The organism is Chelativorans sp. ZYF759, assembly GCF_012911015.1.
Taxonomy (GTDB): domain Bacteria; phylum Pseudomonadota; class Alphaproteobacteria; order Rhizobiales; family Rhizobiaceae; genus ZYF759.
On sequence record NZ_WVVV01000006.1, the window covers coordinates 120,265 to 138,868 of the forward strand.

General features: G+C 66.0%; 15 protein-coding genes. 5 read left to right on the top strand and 10 right to left on the bottom strand.

From position 1 onward, the window contains the following. Positions 1–11: 11 nt before the first annotated feature. Positions 12–629 (bottom strand): 30S ribosomal protein S4, encoded by a 618-nt coding sequence (gene rpsD / locus GRZ55_RS11795; protein WP_169287131.1) that lies wholly within the window; start codon positions 627–629, stop codon positions 12–14. A gap of 298 nt (positions 630–927) precedes the next feature. On the opposite strand from rpsD, the gene GRZ55_RS11800 reads away from it, so the two are divergent. Further along, complete coding sequence (locus GRZ55_RS11800) at positions 928–2,700, top strand: GGDEF domain-containing protein (RefSeq protein ID WP_210257328.1); 1,773 nt, start codon at positions 928–930, stop codon at positions 2,698–2,700. A gap of 9 nt (positions 2,701–2,709) precedes the next feature. Here the strand turns inward: GRZ55_RS11800 and murI are convergent, their stop codons facing one another. The 3 genes from murI to GRZ55_RS11815 form a co-directional block, all read right to left on the bottom strand. Beyond that, entirely contained in the window at positions 2,710–3,495 is a 786-nt protein-coding gene (gene murI / locus GRZ55_RS11805) for a glutamate racemase (RefSeq protein WP_169287132.1), read from the bottom strand. A 1-nt stretch (position 3,496) separates the two neighbouring features. Then, positions 3,497–4,345, bottom strand: a complete 849-nt coding sequence (locus GRZ55_RS11810; protein WP_169287133.1) for an RNA methyltransferase — start codon at positions 4,343–4,345, stop codon at positions 3,497–3,499. Positions 4,346–4,414: 69 nt separating this feature from the next. Continuing rightward, the gene (locus GRZ55_RS11815) at positions 4,415–5,314 is read right to left on the bottom strand and encodes an alpha/beta fold hydrolase (protein ID WP_169287134.1); all 900 of its coding nucleotides are present in this window, start codon (positions 5,312–5,314) and stop codon (positions 4,415–4,417) included. Positions 5,315–5,439: 125 nt separating this feature from the next. On the opposite strand from GRZ55_RS11815, the gene GRZ55_RS11820 reads away from it, so the two are divergent. Then, positions 5,440–6,651, top strand: a complete 1,212-nt coding sequence (locus tag GRZ55_RS11820) for an NADP-dependent isocitrate dehydrogenase (protein ID WP_169287135.1) — start codon at positions 5,440–5,442, stop codon at positions 6,649–6,651. A gap of 118 nt (positions 6,652–6,769) precedes the next feature. Continuing rightward, complete coding sequence (locus GRZ55_RS11825; protein WP_169287136.1) at positions 6,770–7,357, top strand: tyrosine phosphatase family protein; 588 nt, start codon at positions 6,770–6,772, stop codon at positions 7,355–7,357. A 6-nt stretch (positions 7,358–7,363) separates the two neighbouring features. Here GRZ55_RS11825 and alaS read toward each other — a convergent pair whose 3' ends face one another. Together alaS and recA are read right to left on the bottom strand one after the other, a co-directional pair. After that, positions 7,364–10,021 carry an alanine--tRNA ligase gene (alaS, locus tag GRZ55_RS11830; RefSeq protein ID WP_169287137.1) on the bottom strand — a complete coding sequence of 886 codons (2,658 nt, stop codon included), beginning with the start codon at positions 10,019–10,021 and terminating at the stop codon, positions 7,364–7,366. Between the two features lie 186 nt (positions 10,022–10,207). Then, complete coding sequence (recA, locus tag GRZ55_RS11835; protein WP_169287138.1) at positions 10,208–11,302, bottom strand: recombinase RecA; 1,095 nt, start codon at positions 11,300–11,302, stop codon at positions 10,208–10,210. A 220-nt stretch (positions 11,303–11,522) separates the two neighbouring features. Here recA and GRZ55_RS11840 point away from each other — a divergent pair, with 220 nt between their 5' ends. After that, on the top strand, positions 11,523–12,452 hold the full coding sequence (locus GRZ55_RS11840) for a carbohydrate kinase family protein (protein WP_169287139.1): 930 nt from the start codon (positions 11,523–11,525) through the stop codon (positions 12,450–12,452). Between the two features lie 7 nt (positions 12,453–12,459). Beyond that, positions 12,460–13,368, top strand: coding sequence for a pseudouridine-5'-phosphate glycosidase (locus tag GRZ55_RS11845; RefSeq protein ID WP_169287140.1), 909 nt, complete (start codon positions 12,460–12,462; stop codon positions 13,366–13,368). Between the two features lie 260 nt (positions 13,369–13,628). Here the strand turns inward: GRZ55_RS11845 and GRZ55_RS11850 are convergent, their stop codons facing one another. The 4 genes from GRZ55_RS11850 to ssb all read right to left on the bottom strand — a co-directional run bounded on the left by GRZ55_RS11850 (position 13,629) and on the right by ssb (position 18,526). After that, a complete protein-coding gene (locus GRZ55_RS11850) occupies positions 13,629–14,291 on the bottom strand; it encodes an OmpA family protein (protein WP_169287141.1) in 663 nt (220 codons plus the stop codon). A 209-nt stretch (positions 14,292–14,500) separates the two neighbouring features. After that, entirely contained in the window at positions 14,501–14,812 is a 312-nt protein-coding gene (locus GRZ55_RS11855) for a hypothetical protein (RefSeq protein ID WP_169287142.1), read from the bottom strand. Positions 14,813–14,933: 121 nt separating this feature from the next. Further along, positions 14,934–17,513 carry a cell cycle histidine kinase CckA gene (gene cckA / locus GRZ55_RS11860; protein WP_169287143.1) on the bottom strand — a complete coding sequence of 860 codons (2,580 nt, stop codon included), beginning with the start codon at positions 17,511–17,513 and terminating at the stop codon, positions 14,934–14,936. A 509-nt stretch (positions 17,514–18,022) separates the two neighbouring features. Beyond that, a complete protein-coding gene (ssb, locus tag GRZ55_RS11865; RefSeq protein WP_169287144.1) occupies positions 18,023–18,526 on the bottom strand; it encodes a single-stranded DNA-binding protein in 504 nt (167 codons plus the stop codon). Positions 18,527–18,604: the final 78 nt, after the last annotated feature.

Genomic DNA, 18,604 nt, shown 5'->3' on the forward strand with positions numbered 1-18,604 from the left:
GCGCAACATGATCAGCGCGAGTAGTACTCGACGACCAGGTTCGGCTCCATCTGCACCGCGAAGGGCACATCGGAGAGGCCGGGAACGCGGCCGAAGGTGGCGACCATCTTGGAGTGGTCCACCTCGATGTAGTCCGGCACGTCACGCTCGGCCATCTGGGAAGCTTCCAGAACGATCGCGAGCTGCTTGGAGGCGTCCTTGATCTCGACCACATCGCCCGGCTTGCAGCGGAAGGACGGAATGTTGACCCGGCGACCGTTGACCTTGATGTGGCCGTGATTGACGAACTGGCGCGCGGCAAAGATCGTGGGAACGAACTTGGCGCGATAGACGACGGCGTCGAGGCGCGACTCCAGCAGGCCGATGAGGGTCTCGGGCGTATCGCCCTTGCGGCGGTTGGCCTCCTCGTAGGTCTTGCGGAACTGCTTCTCGGAGATATCGCCGTAGTGACCCTTCAGCTTCTGCTTGGCGCGCAGCTGCAGGCCGAAATCGGACAGCTTGCCCTTGCGGCGCTGGCCGTGCTGGCCGGGGCCGTATTCACGGCGGTTGACCGGGGACTTCGGACGGCCCCAGATGTTTTCGCCCAAACGGCGGTCGAGCTTGTATTTCGCAGAATGGCGCTTGCTCATCGCATTTCCTTTTCAAACGCTTGTATCCGCCACCGGAAGTGACGGACGAAGGAAACGCGCCCTCCTCTGGCTCCCTCACCGGGAACCCGACAGGCCAGACCGCGCACGCTTTGCGGGAATGGCCACGGGACACGTCAAATGAATTGCCGGACACGAAGGCCCGGCAATGGCGCGGAAATAGGCGAAAGCCGGCCACGTGTCAACCGCGCGGGGCTTAACGTCATCTACAGGAATTACGTCGAAGTTTACGCAGGGGTCGGTCGATCGGCACGCCGAAAGAATCGCCGGGGACAATGGAATGGGACAATCTGCCGTGGGGCGCGTCTGGACGACGATCGCCCGGAGCCTTCGCCTGAAGGTTCTGCTGCTGGTGCTGGGGGCACTTCTGCTGCTCGCCGTCCCGGCCACGTTCGCCTTTCAATGGATCATCGGCAGCACGACACTCACGCTGGGCACGCTCTTTGCCGAACGGCAGATCCTCTATGATCGCCAGCGCGGGCTTGGCGCCCTCAACCGCGAAGTCGCGCTCGCAGAGACGCTGTCGCGCTCGCCGGTAATCATGGACTGGGCCCGGGCCGAATCGGTAGCGCCGCTGCGCAATCGCGGGCTGGCGGAACTGGAACACTATCGCCAGGCCTTCGTGGACGGCAGCTACTTCTTCGTCGTCGATGCATCTGGCAACTATTATTTCAACGATCGCGACGGCAGTTATACGGGCGACCAGCTGCGCTACAGGCTTTCGCCGAGCAATCCCCGCGATGGATGGTACTACGCCACCTCCGCCATGGGGCCGGGCTGCCAGCTCAATGTCGACAATGACGACGAGCTTCGGGTGACCAAGGTCTGGATCAACTGCGTGGTGCAGCAAGGCGAGGACGTGCTGGGCGTGGTGGGAACGGGCATCGACCTGTCGACCTTCATCCGCAACGTGGTGGAGAGCGACCAGACCGGCGTGGAAAGCCTCTTCGTCGACGAGGGCGGCGCCATCCAGGCGACACGCGACGCAAGCCGCATCGAGTTCCACAGCATCACGCGGCAGGAGGAGGACCGCAGGACCATCTTCCACATGCTCGATCGCGCAACCGACCGGGCCGAACTGGCCGACATGATGACCGTCGCCAGGAGCGAGAACAGGCCCGTCTCCGCCACCTTCATGCGGGTGGAAGGTCGCAAACGCCTGGTCGGGGTCGGCTATCTCGATCAGCTGGGCTGGTACAATGTCACGGTCATGGACGTGGACGCCATCATCGACCGGCGGCTGTTCCTGCCCGTTGGCGCCCTGCTCCTGACAATGATGGCGAGTGTGGCGTTCTTCGCGGTCTGGCTGTTCAAGCGCAGCGTCCTCGACCGGCTCGCCCAGGCCCAAGCCTCCCTCTCCTCCGTCGAGGCCGGCGATTTCTCGCGCCGCCTCGATGGTTTCGGCCGCGACGAGATCGGCCGGATGGCCGCCACGATCAACCGCATGTCCTCGGCGGTGAAGCTCAACCGGGACGAACTCGAGTTCGCCGTGCGCGAGCGGACGCAACGGCTCGAGAGCATCGCCTATCTGGATTCCATGTGCGGCATCCTTAACCGGCGCGGGGCGGTCGACGCCTTCGCGCAGGCCGAACGCGCCGGCGGCGCAGACCAGACGACCGGATTCGTTCTCGTCGACATCGACAATTTCAAGGAATTCAACGACACGCATGGTCACCGGGCCGGCGATGCGGTGGTGATCGCGGTTGCCGAAAGGCTGCTCGCGCTGACCAGCGAGGGCGAATTCTGCGGACGGTGGGGCGGCGACGAGTTCGTGGTGATTCTTCCCGACTGCGAAGATTATCGGCTTCAGGCAAGCCTGCGGCGGCTGCATGCGGGGCTTGTCGATGAGCCGGTCGCGTTGCCGGACGGCTCGCATCTTGCCATCACCGTCAGCATGGGTGCCGGACTGTCGCCACGGGGCGAAGGACTCGACGAAGCGGCGCACCGGGCGGATCTGGCGCTCTACCGGGCCAAGCGCAGCGGGCGCAATCGCTGGGCAATCCACGACCCCAAACACGACGTCGCGCTCAGCGACGGCTTTGCCGCAGCCTGACCGAGAGCATCAAGTGGCCAGCCCGAAACCCTGAAGCAGGCGGGCGGTCGCACGCGGCGGGGTGCCGGAGGTGAAGATCGCGAGGTCCGGTCCGTCGCGGTCCGCCTCCGCCTCATCACCCTTCAGAAACGTCAAGGCGCGGCGCGCGATCGCCTCGGCCGGATCGATCCAGTCGACCGGCCAGGGTGCCGTCTTGCGCATACGATTGACCAGGAACGGATAGTGCGTGCAGGCCAGAACCACGATGTCGGTACGCCGGCCGTCCGTTTCCACGAAGCAGGGTTCGATCTCGGCACGGACGGCCTCCTCGTCGACACGGCCCTCGCGCATATAGGTCTCCGCAAGGCCGGCCAGCCGGTCGCTGCCCACGAGGCGGACATGGCATTTCTGCGCCCAGTCGCGGATCAGCTCGCGCGTGTATTGCCGCTTTACCGTGCCGGGCGTGGCGAGCACGGCGACGACGCCCGAGCGGGTGCGCTCGGCCGCCGGCTTGATGGCAGGTACCGTGCCGACGAAGTGGCGTCCGGGAAAGGCCGCCCGCAGTGGCGCCAGCACGATGGTGGAGGCGGTGTTGCAGGCGATGACGGAGACCACCGGGTCGTGCTCGGCGAGGAGCCCGCCGAAGAGCTCCACGATGCGGTCGCTGAGCGCCGACTCGTCCCACGCGCCGTAGGGAAAGGCGGCATCGTCGGCGACGTAGACGAAGCGGCGATCGGGCGCGAGAACGCGCAGTTCGCGCAGCACGTTCAGCCCGCCAATGCCGGAATCGAAGACGAGAACCGGCCGGGTGTCCATCTCAGTCGCCCTCTTCGACCGGCTGCCGGCCGCCCGCCAGCGCATCCGCTTTCGCCTTGCGTTCGGGATAGCCGCTGCCACGCGGCGCATTGGGCGAGAAATAATCGAGCGAGGAGATGATGCCGCGCAGCACCTTCAGTTCCGAATCCGAGAAGCCGGGGCGCGTCAGGACGGCCCGCATGGCATCAATCATCTTCGGCTTCTTGGGCGCCGGGCGGAAATAGCCGCGCGCCTCCAGCGCCTCCTCCAGGTGCTGGAACAGGCTGAAAAGCGCGGCCTTGTCGGCGGGTTCGAATTCCGGCCCGGAAAAGGGCACCATGGTCTCGGGCGTGAGCCCCGACTTCATCCATTCATAGGACATCAGAAGGACCGCCTGGGCGACGTTGAGCGAGGCGAAGGCAGGATTGACGGGAAAGGTCACGATCTCGTCGGCGAGCGCGACTTCCTCGTTGGTCAGTCCCCAACGCTCGCGGCCGAACATGATGCCGGTCTTCTGCCCCGCCACATGGCGGGCACGCAGCAGGTTGCTTGCCTCAACCGGGCCGCGCACGGTCTTGAAGCCGTCGCGCTCGCGCGCCGTGGTGGCGACGACGAAGACGAGGCCCTCCAGCGCCTGCTCGGCGGTCTCGAAGACACGCGCGCCGTCGATGACATGATCGGCCCGGCTGGCGGCGGCGCGCGCACGCTCGTTGGGCCAGCCCTCGCGCGGGTTGACGATGCGCAGTTCCGCCAGGCCGAAATTGGCCATCGCGCGCGCCACCATGCCGATGTTCTCGCCAAGCTGCGGCTCGACCAGGACGATGACCGGTCCGTCCGTGATGAGTTGCTTGTTGCTGGCCGTGCCTGCCATGTCCGTCTGCTCCTTCGCTGGCCAGCCATTGGCACGACAGGCGCCAAAACGGAAGAGCCGGCGCGGGTTTCAGCGCCGGAGGAAGTCCCGCATGGCGCGGGCCACCTCGACCGGCTTCTCGTGAAGGATCCAGTGGCCGGCATCGGCGAAGCGCCGGATGGCGAGGTCCGGGGCGTAGCGATCAAGCCCCTCGATCGTGGAGGGCCGCAGTGCCTGGTCCGCCTCGCCCCAGAGAAGAAGATGCGGCATCTTCACCTCGAAGCCGCCGAGTTCGGTAAGCTTCAGGACAAGAGAGGCGCCAGGCACGGCGCCGCCTTCCGGCACGACGAGCGGCGCGGCGCGGTACCAGTTGAGCATGCCGGTCAGGGCGCCCTGCTGCGACCAGGCGTCGAGATAGCCCGCGCGGGTCTCCGCATCCATAAAATCGGCGGTCGAGAATTTCTCGATCATGCCCATCAGCCGGCGGTATCCGTCAGCCGACAGGAGCGCCTCGGCGCGGTCGCTCTTCAGGAGGTTGATGTACTGGCTGGCCTCGCGCTGGGCGGGGTCGTCGAAGATGGCGCGCTGGAAACAGACCGGATGCACGCCATTGGCAATGATCAGATGGGAAAGCCTTTCGGGGTGCCTGAACGCATAGGCATAGGCGACCGAGGCGCCCCAATCGTGGCCGGCCAGGACGAAGGGTTCATCGGGCGACAGGTGATCGGCAAGCGCGGCGATGTCGGCCACGAGGCGCTTGCCGCGATAGGCTTCGACTTCCTGCGGCCGCGAGGAGCGGTTGTAGCCGCGCTGATCGGGGGCGACGAGCCGGAAATCGCCCGAAAGCGCCTCCATCACGCCCTTCCAGGCCACCCAGTATTCGGGAAAACCGTGCAGGCAGAGGAGCAGCGGCGCGTCACGCGGACCGATTTCGGCATAACGAAGCCGCGCCTCCCCCGTATCGTGCTCGCCAAAGCCGAACTTTCCCATGCCGGTTCCCTCCCAACGCCCCCTCACCCCGGTTTGCCTTGCGGGCCGGCAATGCTATAGGGGCCGCATTCCGAGACACATTAGGGACGTCGCGTCCCGATTTCAAAGAACGAGGCTGCACGCACATGGCGAAGATCAAGGTGGAGAATCCCGTCGTCGAGCTCGACGGGGACGAGATGACGCGGATCATCTGGCAGTTCATCAAGGACAAGCTGATCCACCCCTATCTCGACATCGACCTGAAATATTACGATCTCGGCATGGAAAGCCGCGACGCGACCGACGACCAGATCACCGTCGACGCGGCCAATGCGATCAAGAAATACGGCGTCGGCGTGAAATGCGCGACGATTACGCCGGACGAGGCGCGCGTCGAGGAATTCGGGCTGAAGCGCATGTACCGCTCGCCCAACGGCACCATCCGCAACATCCTGGGCGGCGTCATCTTCCGCGAGCCGATCATCGCCAAGAACGTGCCCCGCCTGGTGCCCGGCTGGACCAAGCCGGTGATCGTCGGGCGCCACGCCTACGGCGACCAGTACCGCGCCACCGACTTCAAGTTCCCCGGCAAGGGCAAGCTGACGATCAAGTTCGTGGGCGAGGACGGACAGACGATCGAGCACGAGGTGTTCGACGCGCCGTCGGCCGGCATCGCGATGGCGATGTACAATCTCGACGATTCCATCCGCGATTTCGCCCGCGCCTCCCTGAATTACGGCCTGCAGCGCGGCTATCCGGTTTATCTGTCGACCAAGAACACGATCCTGAAGGTCTATGACGGCCGCTTCAAGGACATCTTCCAGGAGATCTACGAGGCGGAGTTCGAGCAGAAGTTCAAGGAAGCCAAGATCTGGTACGAGCACCGCCTGATCGACGACATGGTGGCGGCCAACCTCAAATGGTCGGGCGGCTATGTGTGGGCGTGCAAGAACTATGATGGCGACGTGCAGTCCGACACGGTGGCGCAGGGGTTTGGCTCGCTCGGCCTGATGACCTCGGTCCTGATGACGCCGGACGGCCAGACCGTCGAGGCCGAGGCAGCGCACGGCACCGTGACGCGCCACTTCCGCCAGCATGAGCGTGGTGAGGAAACCTCGACCAACTCGATCGCCTCGATCTTCGCCTGGACGCGCGGCCTCGCACACCGCGCCAAGCTGGACAACAATGCCGATCTGAAGAAGTTCGCCGAGACGCTGGAGAAGGTCTGCGTCGACACGGTGGAATCCGGTCACATGACCAAGGATCTGGCGCTTCTGATCGGCCCCGACCAGCCCTGGCTGTCGACCACCGGCTTCCTCGACAAGGTTGACGAGAACCTTCAGAAGGCGATGGCCTGACGACTGGCGCGAAAGCTGCCGACGATCCATCAGAAGCCGCGGTACCCCACCGCGGCTTCTGTCATTTGGAGGTGATCTTCCTCTTGTATCCTCGCTTCAGGAGCCCAGATATCCGACCATGAAAGACCTCTCCATCTCCCTTCTCACCATTTGCGGGCTGACCGAGCTGGAACAGCATGGCTCGAGCGGTGTCACCCATGTGCTGTCGATTCTCGATCCCGATCGCGCGGATCCGGACGATTTCGCCAGCTACGACCGGCATCACCGCACCACGCTGCGCTTTCACGACATCATCCAGCCGATGGGAGACATGATCCTGCCAGAGCCGAAGGATGTGGAGGCGGTGCTGAAGTTCGGCGAGGAACTGTCGGCCGAGCCGACAATCGGCGCGGATGCCCATGTGCTGGTGCATTGCCACATGGGCGTGTCGCGCTCGACGGCGGCGATGACGACGCTTTTGTGCCAGCTGCACCCGCAAGCCGACGAGGACGAGGTGTTTGCGCATCTGCGTTCGATCCGGCCGCAGATCTGGCCGAATTCGCGCATGATCGGTTTTGCCGACGCCGCGCTCGGCAAGGAAGGCCGGCTGACCAAGGCGCTGGGGCGGCTTTACGCCCAGCAGCTCGAATGGAAGCCGGAAATCGCCACCTTCATGGAGACTTACGGCCGCGAGGCGGAAGTGCAGATGGGCCGTACGGCCGCCTGAGTTGCCTCAGGCGAGCGCGGCCTTGACCGCCTCGATGGCTTCCTGCGCCTTGTCGCCATCGGGGCCGCCGGCCTGGGCCATGTCGGGCCGCCCGCCGCCGCCCTGCCCGCCCAGAGCCGCCGAGGCCAGGCGCACCAGCTCGACGGCGTTCAGCCGGGCCGTCAGATCGTCGGTCACGCCGACCACCACGGCGGCCTTGTTGTCCTCGGCCGTGCTGATGAAGACGACGACGCCGGAGCCGAGCTGCTTCTTGCCTTCGTCGGCCAGCGGCTTCAGATCCTTCGGCGACACGCCGGCAACCACGCGGCCGAGAAAACCCACGCCGTTGACGGTCTCGGTCTCCTGGGCGCCGGCTGCTCCGCCACCGCCAAGAGCCAGTTTCTTGCGTGCCTCAGCCAGTTCGCGTTCGAGCTTGCGGCGCTCGTCGAGAACGGCCTCAAGACGGCTGACGACCTCTGCAGGCGCCACTTTCAGCGCCGCCGCAGCTGCCTTCAGGCGCCGGTCCTGCTCGTCGAGATGACGACGGGCGGCGTCACCCGTCAGCGCCTCGATGCGGCGCACGCCCGCCGCGACCGCGCCTTCGGCGACAAGCCGGATCAGGCCGATGTCGCCGGTGGCCGTCACGTGGGTGCCACCGCACAATTCCACCGAATAGGGTTTGCCGGCCTTGTCGCCCTGCAAGGCGGTGCCCATGCGAACCACGCGGACCTCGTCGCCATATTTCTCGCCGAAGAGCGCCATGGCGCCCTCGGCGATGGCATCATCGACGGCCATCAACCGGGTCGTCACCGGCTCGTTCTGCAGCACGATCTGGTTGGCGATGTCCTCGATGACCTGCAATTCGGCATCGGAAATCGGCTTGGGATGCGAGAAATCGAAACGCAGCCGATCGGGCGCGACAAGCGAACCCTTCTGCGCGACATGGGTGCCGAGCACCTCGCGCAGCGCCTCATGCACCAGATGGGTGGCCGAATGATTGGCGCGGATGCGGGCGCGGCGGGCATGGTCGACCTCCATCTCGACGATGGCGCCGGTGGCGATGATGCCGCGCGAGACCTTGCCCAGATGCACGAAGAGGCCATCGGCCTTTTTCTGGGTTTCGGAAATGGCAATCTCGAAACCCTCGCCCCGAATGATGCCGGTATCGCCCACCTGACCACCGGATTCGCCGTAGAACGGGGTCTGGTTGACAACCAGCGCGACATCATCGCCGTCGGCCGCATTCGTCACTTCGGCGCCGTCGCGCACCAGGGCGCTGACCACGCCTTCTGCCTTTTCCGTCGCGTAGCCGAGGAAATCGGTGGCGCCGTGCTTTTCGCGCAGCGCGAACCAGACGGCTTCCGTCGCCGCCTCGCCCGAGCCCGACCAGGCCGCGCGGGCCTCGGCCTTCTGGCGCTCCATGGCCGTGTCGAAGCCTTCTAGATCGACGGCGATGCCGCGCTGGCGCAGCGCATCCTGGGTCAGATCCAGCGGGAAGCCGTAGGTGTCGTAGAGTTTGAAGGCCGTCTCGCCATCAAGGCTCTGGCCCTCGCCGAGGTTCTCGGTCGCCTCGTTGAGAAGGCCGAGCCCGCGGGCGAGCGTCTTGCGGAATCGGCTTTCCTCCAGCTTCAGCGTTTCGGCGATCAGCGCCTCGCCGCGCTGGAGTTCGGGGTAGGCCTGGCCCATCTCGCGCACCAGCGCCGGCACGAGCCGCCACATCAGCGGGTCGGCGGCGCCGAGCAGCTGGGCATGGCGCATGGCGCGTCGCATGATGCGACGCAGCACGTAGCCCCTGCCCTCGTTCGACGGCAGCACGCCATCGGCGATGAGGAAGCTCGCGGCGCGCAGATGGTCGGCGATGACACGATGGCTGGCGCGGTTCTTGCCCTCGGCCTTGACGCCGGTGGCATCCTCGGAGGCACGGATCAGCGCCTTGAAGAGGTCGATGTCGTAATTGTCGTGCTCACCCTGCAGGACGGCGGCGATGCGCTCCAGCCCCATGCCGGTATCGATGGACGGGCGCGGCAGGTCGACGCGCTCCTCCTTCGAGACCTGTTCGTATTGCATGAAGACGAGATTCCAGATCTCGATGAAGCGGTCGCCATCCTCGTCGGGGCTGCCGGGCGGACCGCCGGGGATGTCTTCGCCATGGTCGTAGAAGATTTCCGAACAAGGCCCGCAGGGGCCGGTATCGCCCATCGACCAGAAATTGTCGCTGGTGGCGATGCGGATGATGCGGTCGTCGGAGAGGCCCGCGATCTTCTTCCAGTGATCGGCCGCCTCGTCATCGGTGTGGTAGACGGTGACGAGCAGGCGCTTTCCGTCGATCCCGAATTCCCTGGTGATCAGGTTCCAGGCCAGCTCGATCGCGCTTTCCTTGAAATAGTCGCCGAAGGAGAAGTTGCCGAGCATCTCGAAGAAGGTGTGGTGGCGCGCGGTGTAGCCCACATTGTCGAGATCGTTGTGCTTGCCGCCGGCGCGCACGCATTTCTGCGAGGTGACGGCGCGGTCATAGGGACGGCTTTCCAGACCGGTAAAGACGTTCTTGAACTGCACCATGCCGGCATTGGTGAACATGAGGGTCGGGTCGTTGCGCGGCACCAGCGGACCGGAGGCAACGATCTCGTGACCGTTCTTGCCGAAATAGTCGAGAAATGCCGACCGGATGTCGTTGACGCCACTCATGCCACTGCCTTCGTGAATGCCTGCGCGTGGTGCGCGGGGAAAGAGACCGCGCCTTTTAGCGTCCGCTCCGCGCACTGTCCAGAAACGCATGGATGCAGGCGCAACGACGCGATGTCTTTGAAACGCAAACCGCCGGCCACGGGCATCCCGTGACCGGCGGCAATGAAGCCGTGAATGAGAAGAGGCCTACATCTCGGCTGCTTCGGCGCCATCCTCATCAAGACCGCCCGGGCCGCCATTCTCGAGGAACTGCTCGGCGATCAGGCCGGCATTCTGCCGCAAGGACAGCTCGATCTCATTGGCCATCTCGGGATTGTCCTTCAGGAACTGCTTGGCGTTCTCGCGGCCCTGGCCGAGGCGCTGTGAATTGTAGGAGAACCAGGCGCCCGACTTCTCGACCACGCCAGCCTTGACGCCGAGATCAATCAGCTCGCCAGTCTTCGACACGCCTTCGCCATACATGATGTCGAATTCGACCTGCTTGAAGGGCGGCGCGAGCTTGTTCTTGACCACCTTGACGCGGGTCTGGTTGCCGGTGACCTCGTCGCGATCCTTGACGGCGCCGATGCGGCGGATGTCGAGGCGCACGGAGGCATAGAACTTCAGCGCGTTGCCGCCGGTGGTGGTCTCGGGCGAACCGAACATGACGCCGATCTTCATGCGGATCTGGTTGATGAAGACGACCATGGTGTTGGAGCGCGAGATGGAGGCGGTGAGCTTCCTCAGCGCCTGGCTCATCAGGCGGGCCTGCAGGCCGGGCAGCGAATCGCCCATCTCGCCCTCGATCTCGGCGCGCGGGGTAAGCGCAGCCACCGAATCGACCACCAGCACGTCGATGGCGCCCGAACGCACCAGCGTGTCGCAGATCTCCAGCGCCTGCTCGCCCGTGTCGGGCTGCGAAATCAGGAGGTTTTCCAGGTCGACGCCCAGCTTGCGCGCATAGACGGGATCGAGCGCGTGCTCGGCATCCACGAAGGCACAGATGCCGCCCTTCTTCTGGGCCTCGGCCACCGTGTGCAGCGCCATCGTCGTCTTGCCCGAGCTTTCCGGGCCATAGATCTCGATGATGCGCCCCTTGGGCAGGCCGCCGACACCAAGCGCGATGTCGAGACCCAGGGACCCGGTGGAAATCGTCTCGATCTCCACGACCTGTTCATTGGCGCCGAGCCGCATGATCGAGCCCTTGCCGAAGGCACGCTCGATCTGGGAAAGTGCCGCATCCAGGGCCTTTGACTTGTCCACCGATTTTTCCTCTACAAGCCGCAAATTGTTCTGTGCCATCATACATACCCCTTGGTGATGAGCGAAAGCCGGTCCAGCCGGTGTCCCAGTGATTTTTGTACCTTTTTTGTTCTGTTTTTGCAAGGGTCGCCAACCCGTTGATGTATAACGTTTATTCCGATCATGTTCTGTTTTCGTCCGCTCCCGTGACGCAACGTTCCCCCGAAGGTGGACGAAACGCCGCGCGGGGCGTTTGCGGCCTGCCGGGGCGAATCGCGCCATGAGCCCGACGGTTCTCGGCGTGGGCGGGGCGCATGTCGACCGGCGGGGCCGCGCGGCTGTCGCCTTCGTGCCCGGCGCCTCCAACCCCGGCACCATGCGCGAGGAGGCCGGCGGCGGTACGCTGAATGCGCTGAGGGCCGTGCGGCGGGAGGGCATCAAGGCGGCCCTCGCCTCGGTTCGTGGCGGCGACGCGGCGGGCGAAACGGTGGCGCGGGCGCTTGCCGAAGCCGGCATCGAGGACCGGTCGGCCGTCTTCCTCGACCGCGCGACGCCGAGCTACACCGCGATTCTCGACGAGGCGGGCGACGTGGTGGCGGCGCTGGCCGACATGGGCCTCTACGAGGCCGCCTTCGAGCGTCAGCTGAGGCGCAAGGGCGTGCGCGAATTCGTTGCCGGCGCCGACTGCATCCTCACCGACGCCAACCTGACCGAAGCGGCCATCGCGCGCCTCATCATGGCGGCCGGCACGCGCCCCGTTCACGCCATCGCCATCTCGCCGGCCAAGGCCGGCCGGCTGAAGCCGCATCTCGGCCGGCTGGCATGCCTCTTCATGAATGCGCGCGAGGCGGAGGTCCTCAGCGGCGCGGGCGACGCGCATGGAGCCGCCCGCGCGCTGCGCGGGGCCGGGCTGGCAAGCGGGGTCATTACGCAAGGCGGGGGCCCCGTCATCGGCTTCGATCGCGAGACCCTTTTCGACATCACGCCGCCGCCCCCGGACCTGATCCTCGACGTAACCGGGGCCGGCGATGCGCTTGCCGGCACCACGATCGCCCGCCTGATACGCGGCGAGCCGTTTGCCGCGGCGCTGCGCGCGGGCATCGCGGCCGCCACGCTCACGGTCGAAAGCGAAGGCGCCGCCCCTGCTTTCGACCGGGTCGCGCTGGAGGCGCGCCTTCTTCTTGTGCCCGAACCCGTGCCCGTGCCATGAGGCGGTGATGAACACGCATCCCCTGCTCGACATCCATCCCGAAGTCGCCGAAGCGCTGTCGGCCGGCAGGCCGGTCGTGGCGCTAGAAAGCACGATCATCACCCATGGCATGCCGTGGCCCGACAACGACGCGATGGCGCAAGCCGTCGAGAGCGTCATCCGCGAAGAGGGCGCGGTGCCCGCCACCATCGCCGTCATCGACGGGCGGCTGCGGGTCGGGCTGTCGGACGAAGAACGCCGTGAGTTGGCGCAGACGCAGGGCGCGCTGAAGCTGTCGCGCGCCGATCTGGCCTTCGCCATCTCGGAACGCCGCAGCGGCGGCACGACGGTGGCCGCCACCATGATCGGCGCACAGATGGCCGGCATCTCCGTCTTCGCTACCGGCGGCATCGGCGGCGTGCACAAGGGCGCGGAAACGAGCTTCGACATCTCGGCCGATCTCGACGAGCTGGCTCGCACGGCCGTCATCGTGGTGTCGGCCGGCGCCAAGGCGATCCTCGACATCGAGAAGACGCTGGAAGTCCTGGAAACGCGCGGCGTGCCGGTGGTGACGTTCGGCAGCGACGTCATGCCGGCCTTCTGGTCGCGCGCCTCGCGCCATCCCGCGCCGCTGCGCCTCGACACGGCGGAGGCCATCGCCCGCTTCCACAAGACGCGTGGGGACATGGGTATTGCCGGCGGCATGCTGGTGGCCAACCCGGTGCCGGAAAACGAAGAGATCCCGGCCGACGAGATGGCGGGCTTCATCGCGGCGGCGCAGGAGGAGGCGACACGGCAGGGCGTGACCGGCAAGGCGGTGACGCCGTTCCTGCTGGCGCGGATCGTGGAGCTGACTGGCGGGCGCAGCCTGGCCACCAACATCGCGCTGGTGAAGAACAACGCGCGGCTTGCGGCAAGGATCGCGCGGGCGCTTTAAGGTTTCAAAGATCCTTCATCCGCTCGGCGCTGGCGCGCCGATCCGCGTGCCTCGCCGCGCCCCGCGGGCCCCGCAAGGGGAGGAGGCCGGGGCCCGCTGCCTCCGGCACCTCCCCGGCGTTCGCAACCTTTCGTCGTGCCACTGGCACGACGAATTCGCTGCGCGAACCGGCTGCCGCCGGCCCTCCGCTATGGCTCCGGGCGTTCGTCGCTGCGATCGACAAATCGTTGTCGATCGCTTGGCCTTCGGCCGACCGCTCCTCACCCTCTTGTGATCGGGACCAGGTAGATCTCGACACGACGGTTCTGGGCGCGGCCTTCGGGCGTGGCGTTGGTGGCGGCCGGCTCGGTATCGGCGAAGCCGCGCACCGAGAAGCGGCGCTGGTCGATGCCCTGCGCGCCAAGGTAACGCGCGACCGACAGCGCGCGGCGCTCCGACAGATCCTGGTTGTGGCCGCGGCTACCGGTGGAGTCGGTATGGCCTTCCACGTCGATCAGCGTCTGGTCGTAACGGCTGAGCACGCGGGCGACCGAATTCAGGACCGGGAAGAACTCGGCCCTCAGTTCGGCACGGTCGGTGTCGAAGGTGACGGCCGATGGCATGTTGAGGATGATCTCGTCGCCGCGCCGCGTGACCGAGACGCCGGTATCGCGCAGCTCGTTGCGCAGCTGGGCTTCCTGCTGATCCATGTAGTTGCCGACGACGCCGCCGGTCAGCGCGCCGACGCCGGCGCCGATCAGCACGGCGTTGCGCTGCGCACGCGGGCTACCGCCCACCGCCAGGCCCGCCAGCGCGCCGAGGCCGGCACCGATGCCGACGCCAGCGGCCGTGTTGGACATCCGCTGTTCGCCCGTGAACGGGTCGGACGTGCAGCCGGCAGCCAGGATGGCAGCGGCCGCAACGGCCATGATCTTGGTACGCATGTTTGATTCCCTCTCCTCGTGGGCCCTTCAGGAAAATCCCTTTAACACGAATTGCGGCGAAAACGGGATGGGAATGACAGATGGCAGGCGAGCACGGCAAAGCGCCCGCCGCCCGCCATTGTCGACGCGCGGCAGCCGCCTAGCGCTGCCCCCTGGTCCGGCCGTTCGCGCCACCTTCTCCCCCAAGGGGAGAAGGTGTTGCCGATCGCCTACTCCGCCATGGTCTCGCCATAGGCGGCAAAGGCGGCCGGCAGGGTGCCGGTCAGGACCGGCGGCTGGCCGGTCGCGGGGGGCTGGACAAGCGGCGGGGCGACGGCCAGAGCCGGCGGCGGCAGGGACGCGGTTTCCGCGCCCTCCTGGGCGCGGAAGGAGCGGTAGGCCTCCGAGATGGCACCCGGGCCCACCGATGGGAGGCGGGTCAGCCAGGCGGCGCGCAGATCCCCCGATCCGGCGCCGTCCGACATCTCCAAAGAGGCGCGCATGGGCCGCGCGCCCGTGATGGTCAGTGCAGACAGTTCCATTTTTGTTGTCGTCTTCCAATCGCGTGTGACGATCGGAAAATGACACGGACGGATGGATGTGCCGTTAGGGAAACGGCGCGGATTTTAACCATTGGCCGATCGAACGCCCGTTTCCGCGCAGCTATTTTTCCAGCATTTCCTTGACCACGGTGGCCAGCTGCTTGAGCGTGAAGGGTTTTGGCAGGAACCCGAACTGGGCATCCTCGGGCAGGTTCTTGGCGAACGCATCCTCGGCATAACCCGACACGAAGATGAACTTGATGTCGGGCTGGGCCTTGCGCAGTTCCGACAGCAGCGTCGGGCCGTCCATCTCGGGCATGACGACGTCGGAGACGACAATGTCGACCTTGCCCTGAAGCTCCTCGAAGATTTCCAGCGCCTCGACGCCGGAAGACGCCTCGTGAACGGTGTAGCCGCGCGAGGCCAGCGCACGCACGCCGCCCAGCCGCACGGCATCCTCGTCCTCGACGAGCAGCACCGTGGCCGAGCCGGAGAGATCGCGCGCGGGCTCGGGCGCACCCGGCCCCTTGCCGGAGGCCTCGAGGGCTGCCTCCGTCTCGATCTCGGCCTGGCTCGCCACATGGCGAGGCAGGAAGATGCGGAAGATGGTGCCCTGGCCTAGGTCTGATTCGCAGAAGATGTAGCCGCCCGTCTGCTTGATGATGCCGTAGACCATGGACAGGCCGAGGCCGGTTCCCTTGCCGACATCCTTGGTGGTGAAGAACGGCTCGAAAATCTTGGCCAGCACGTCGGGCGCGATGCCCGTGCCGGTGTCGGATATCTCGACTAGCACGTAATCGGCCTCGGGCAGTTCGCGCTGGCCGAAGGAGGCGCATGCGTCGGCCTCGACATTGCGCGTGCGCATGGTGAGTTCGCCACCCTTCGGCATGGCGTCGCGGGCGTTGACGGCGATGTTGACGATGACCTGCTCGAACTGGCCGATATCGGCCTTGACGGGCCACAGGTCGCGGCCGTGCTCGACACTGAGCGTGATCTCGTTGCCGACCAGACGGGCGAGCAGCATGCGCAGATCGGCCAGCACATCGGTGAGGTTCAGGACCTCGGGCCGGAGCGTCTGCTTGCGCGAGAAGGCGAGCAGCTGGCGCACCAGCGACGCGGCGCGGTTGGCGTTCTGCTTGATGTTCATGATGTCGGGGAAGGACGGGTCCGACGGGCGGTGGTTGGTCAGAAGCAGATCGGAGGCCATTATGATGGCGGTCAGCACGTTGTTGAAATCATGCGCGATGCCACCGGCGAGCTGGCCGACCGCCTGCATCTTCTGGCTCTGGGCCATCTGGGCCTCGAGCGCCTTCTGCTCGGTGATGTCGACGGCATAGACAATCGCCGCCTCCTCGGCCTCCGCGCCGCTGCCGCCGTCTGCCACCGCGTTGACATAATAACGCACGTGACGCTCCTCGTCGCCCGGCAGGACGGAATCGATCGGCGCGATGTCGGCCTGCTGGTGGCGGGCGCGCTCGAGAGCGGCGGCGAATTCGGCCCGGTCGCGCTCGTGCAGCACGGTCTCCAGACGCACCCGGCGGTCTACCGAATCGCGGTCAACGACGCGCGCAAACAGCGACAGGAAGGGTGCGTTGGTCCGCAGGATTCGGCCTTCGTCGTCGATGCCGGCAATCGCCATCGGGGTCGAGTTGAAGAAGCGCGTGAAGCGGATCTCGGCGGCGCTGTTGTCGGAGGACGACCCCTCGCCCTCGCCACGGTTGACCACGATCGTGCGGGTCGCCCCCGGCATGCCCTCGCGGGTGGCCGAGACGCGGTGCAGGAAGCGCACGGGACGTATTTCGCCCGACAAGGTCGTCATGTCGAGATCGATGACGGCGTTGCGGGTGGTGCCGGGATCGGCCTTGACGGAATTGAGCAGCGCCATGCCGTTGCCGGCGGTGATCTGCGGCAGCGTTACGTCGCCAGGGCGGAAGCCGGCGAGGTCGATGCCCAGCCATTCGGCAAGCGTCGCGTTCACATAGGTGACACGGCCGGCCGCATCGGCGGCGAAGAAGCCCGCCGGCGCATGGTCGAGATGGTCGATCGCCTGCTGCAGGTCGAGAAAGAAACGTTCCTGCTCGGCGCGCTCGTCGGAGATGTCGGCGATCTGCCAGGCCGACAGGAGCGTGCGGTAGCCAGGCGCACGGAAGGTGCGGGCACGGATGCGGTACCAGCGCGCGCCCTTGTCGTAGGTCGCGCCCAGCGACTGGGTGAGTCGGAACTCGCCATCGCCGGGGCGGCCGTCGCGCAGGCCAGCCGACAGCCGCATGACGGTCTCGGAGGCCTCGACGCTGTCGGAAAGAAGGTTCTCCACCGTCTTCAGGTCGGCCGGACCGGTCGCGCCGGTCATCTCGGCATAGGCCTTGTTGGCGTAGACGATGCGGCCCTTCTGGTCGGTGACGAGAACGCCCTGCCCCGTCGTGTCGAGAAAGGCGCGCGAAAGGTCGTCCGCGCCGGTGCGCTGGGCGATGCGGATAAAGCCGATGGTCGAGGCAAAGAGATAGCCGATGCCGATCATCGCCAGCACGCCCAGAAGGCCGAGCAGGAAACTCTCGCCAAGCCGTTCGCGGAAGAGCGTGAAGACGATCGCCGCACCCGCCAGCGCCAGGATAAAGATGAGAAGCCGCGCGGCTATGCCGGGACGAGCCGACTGGTCCACGATGGGAGCCGGGTAAAGGTCCTCGCCGGTCTGTCTGGCCATGCGTCTCCTGCCTGTCGCGCGGGCGCCATTGATGAAGGCGGGCGGGCACGCGCGCCGAGTCGCCACGCCCGCAATACATCAAGCCCGAGGCGGCAAGCAAGGTCCAGCCCGGATGCAGCCCTTGGCGGCGGCGCCCACGGGAAAGATGCGGAGCGGCGCCCTGCAATGCATGGCACGGGGGGACGATGGCCTGGTGGCGCCTGTCAGATCAGCGTGATCCACAGGCTGGCGCAGGTGAGAAATCCGCCCATGGCGAGAAGGGATACGACATCACGAACAAATCCAAGCATGGGAACCTCCATTGATCTGTTTATGTTCCCTATATTTTCGTGTTTTGTTCTCGTCGTCAATGCAGGCTGGCCCCCTGTCTGAGGTTAAGGTTAACCCAGCGGCAGTGGGCCCGGCCTGCCAGACCGCACGCGGCAGCCAGGGCCGACGCAAAAACGGCGCGGCCATGAGACCGCGCCGTCGCTAGACTGTTTTTTTAGTCGTGAAGGCCCGGCGTCGACTCAGAACGGGATTTCGTCGTCCATGTCGCGACCGCCGCCGCCACCGCCGCCCATGCCGCCGCGATCATTGCCGGGGCGCGACTGGCCGAAATCGGAGCCGCCGCGATCGCTGCCGCCACGGTCCGACTCATAATCGCCGCCGCCGCCCTGCCCGCGCGAGTCGAGCATCTGCAATTCACCGCGGAACTTCTGCAGCACGACCTCGGTCGTGTAGCGGTCCTGGCCGGACTGATCCTGCCACTTGCGGGTCTGCAACTGGCCCTCGAGATAGACCTTGGCGCCCTTCTTCAGATATTGCTCGGCCACCTTGGCGAGCTGGTCGTTGAAGATCGCCACATTGTGCCACTCCGTGCGCTCCTTGCGCTCGCCGGACTGGCGGTCGCGCCAGGTCTCGGACGTGGCAATGCGCATGTTGACGACGGGATCGCCGCTGGGCAGGCGACGCACCTCGGGATCGGCGCCCAGATTGCCGACCAGAATGACCTTGTTGACGCTGCCCGCCATGACGCTTCTCCACACTCGTGCGATCAGAAATTGAAGGTTTCACCGCAAAATAGAACAAAAGTGGACCGAATGAAACCG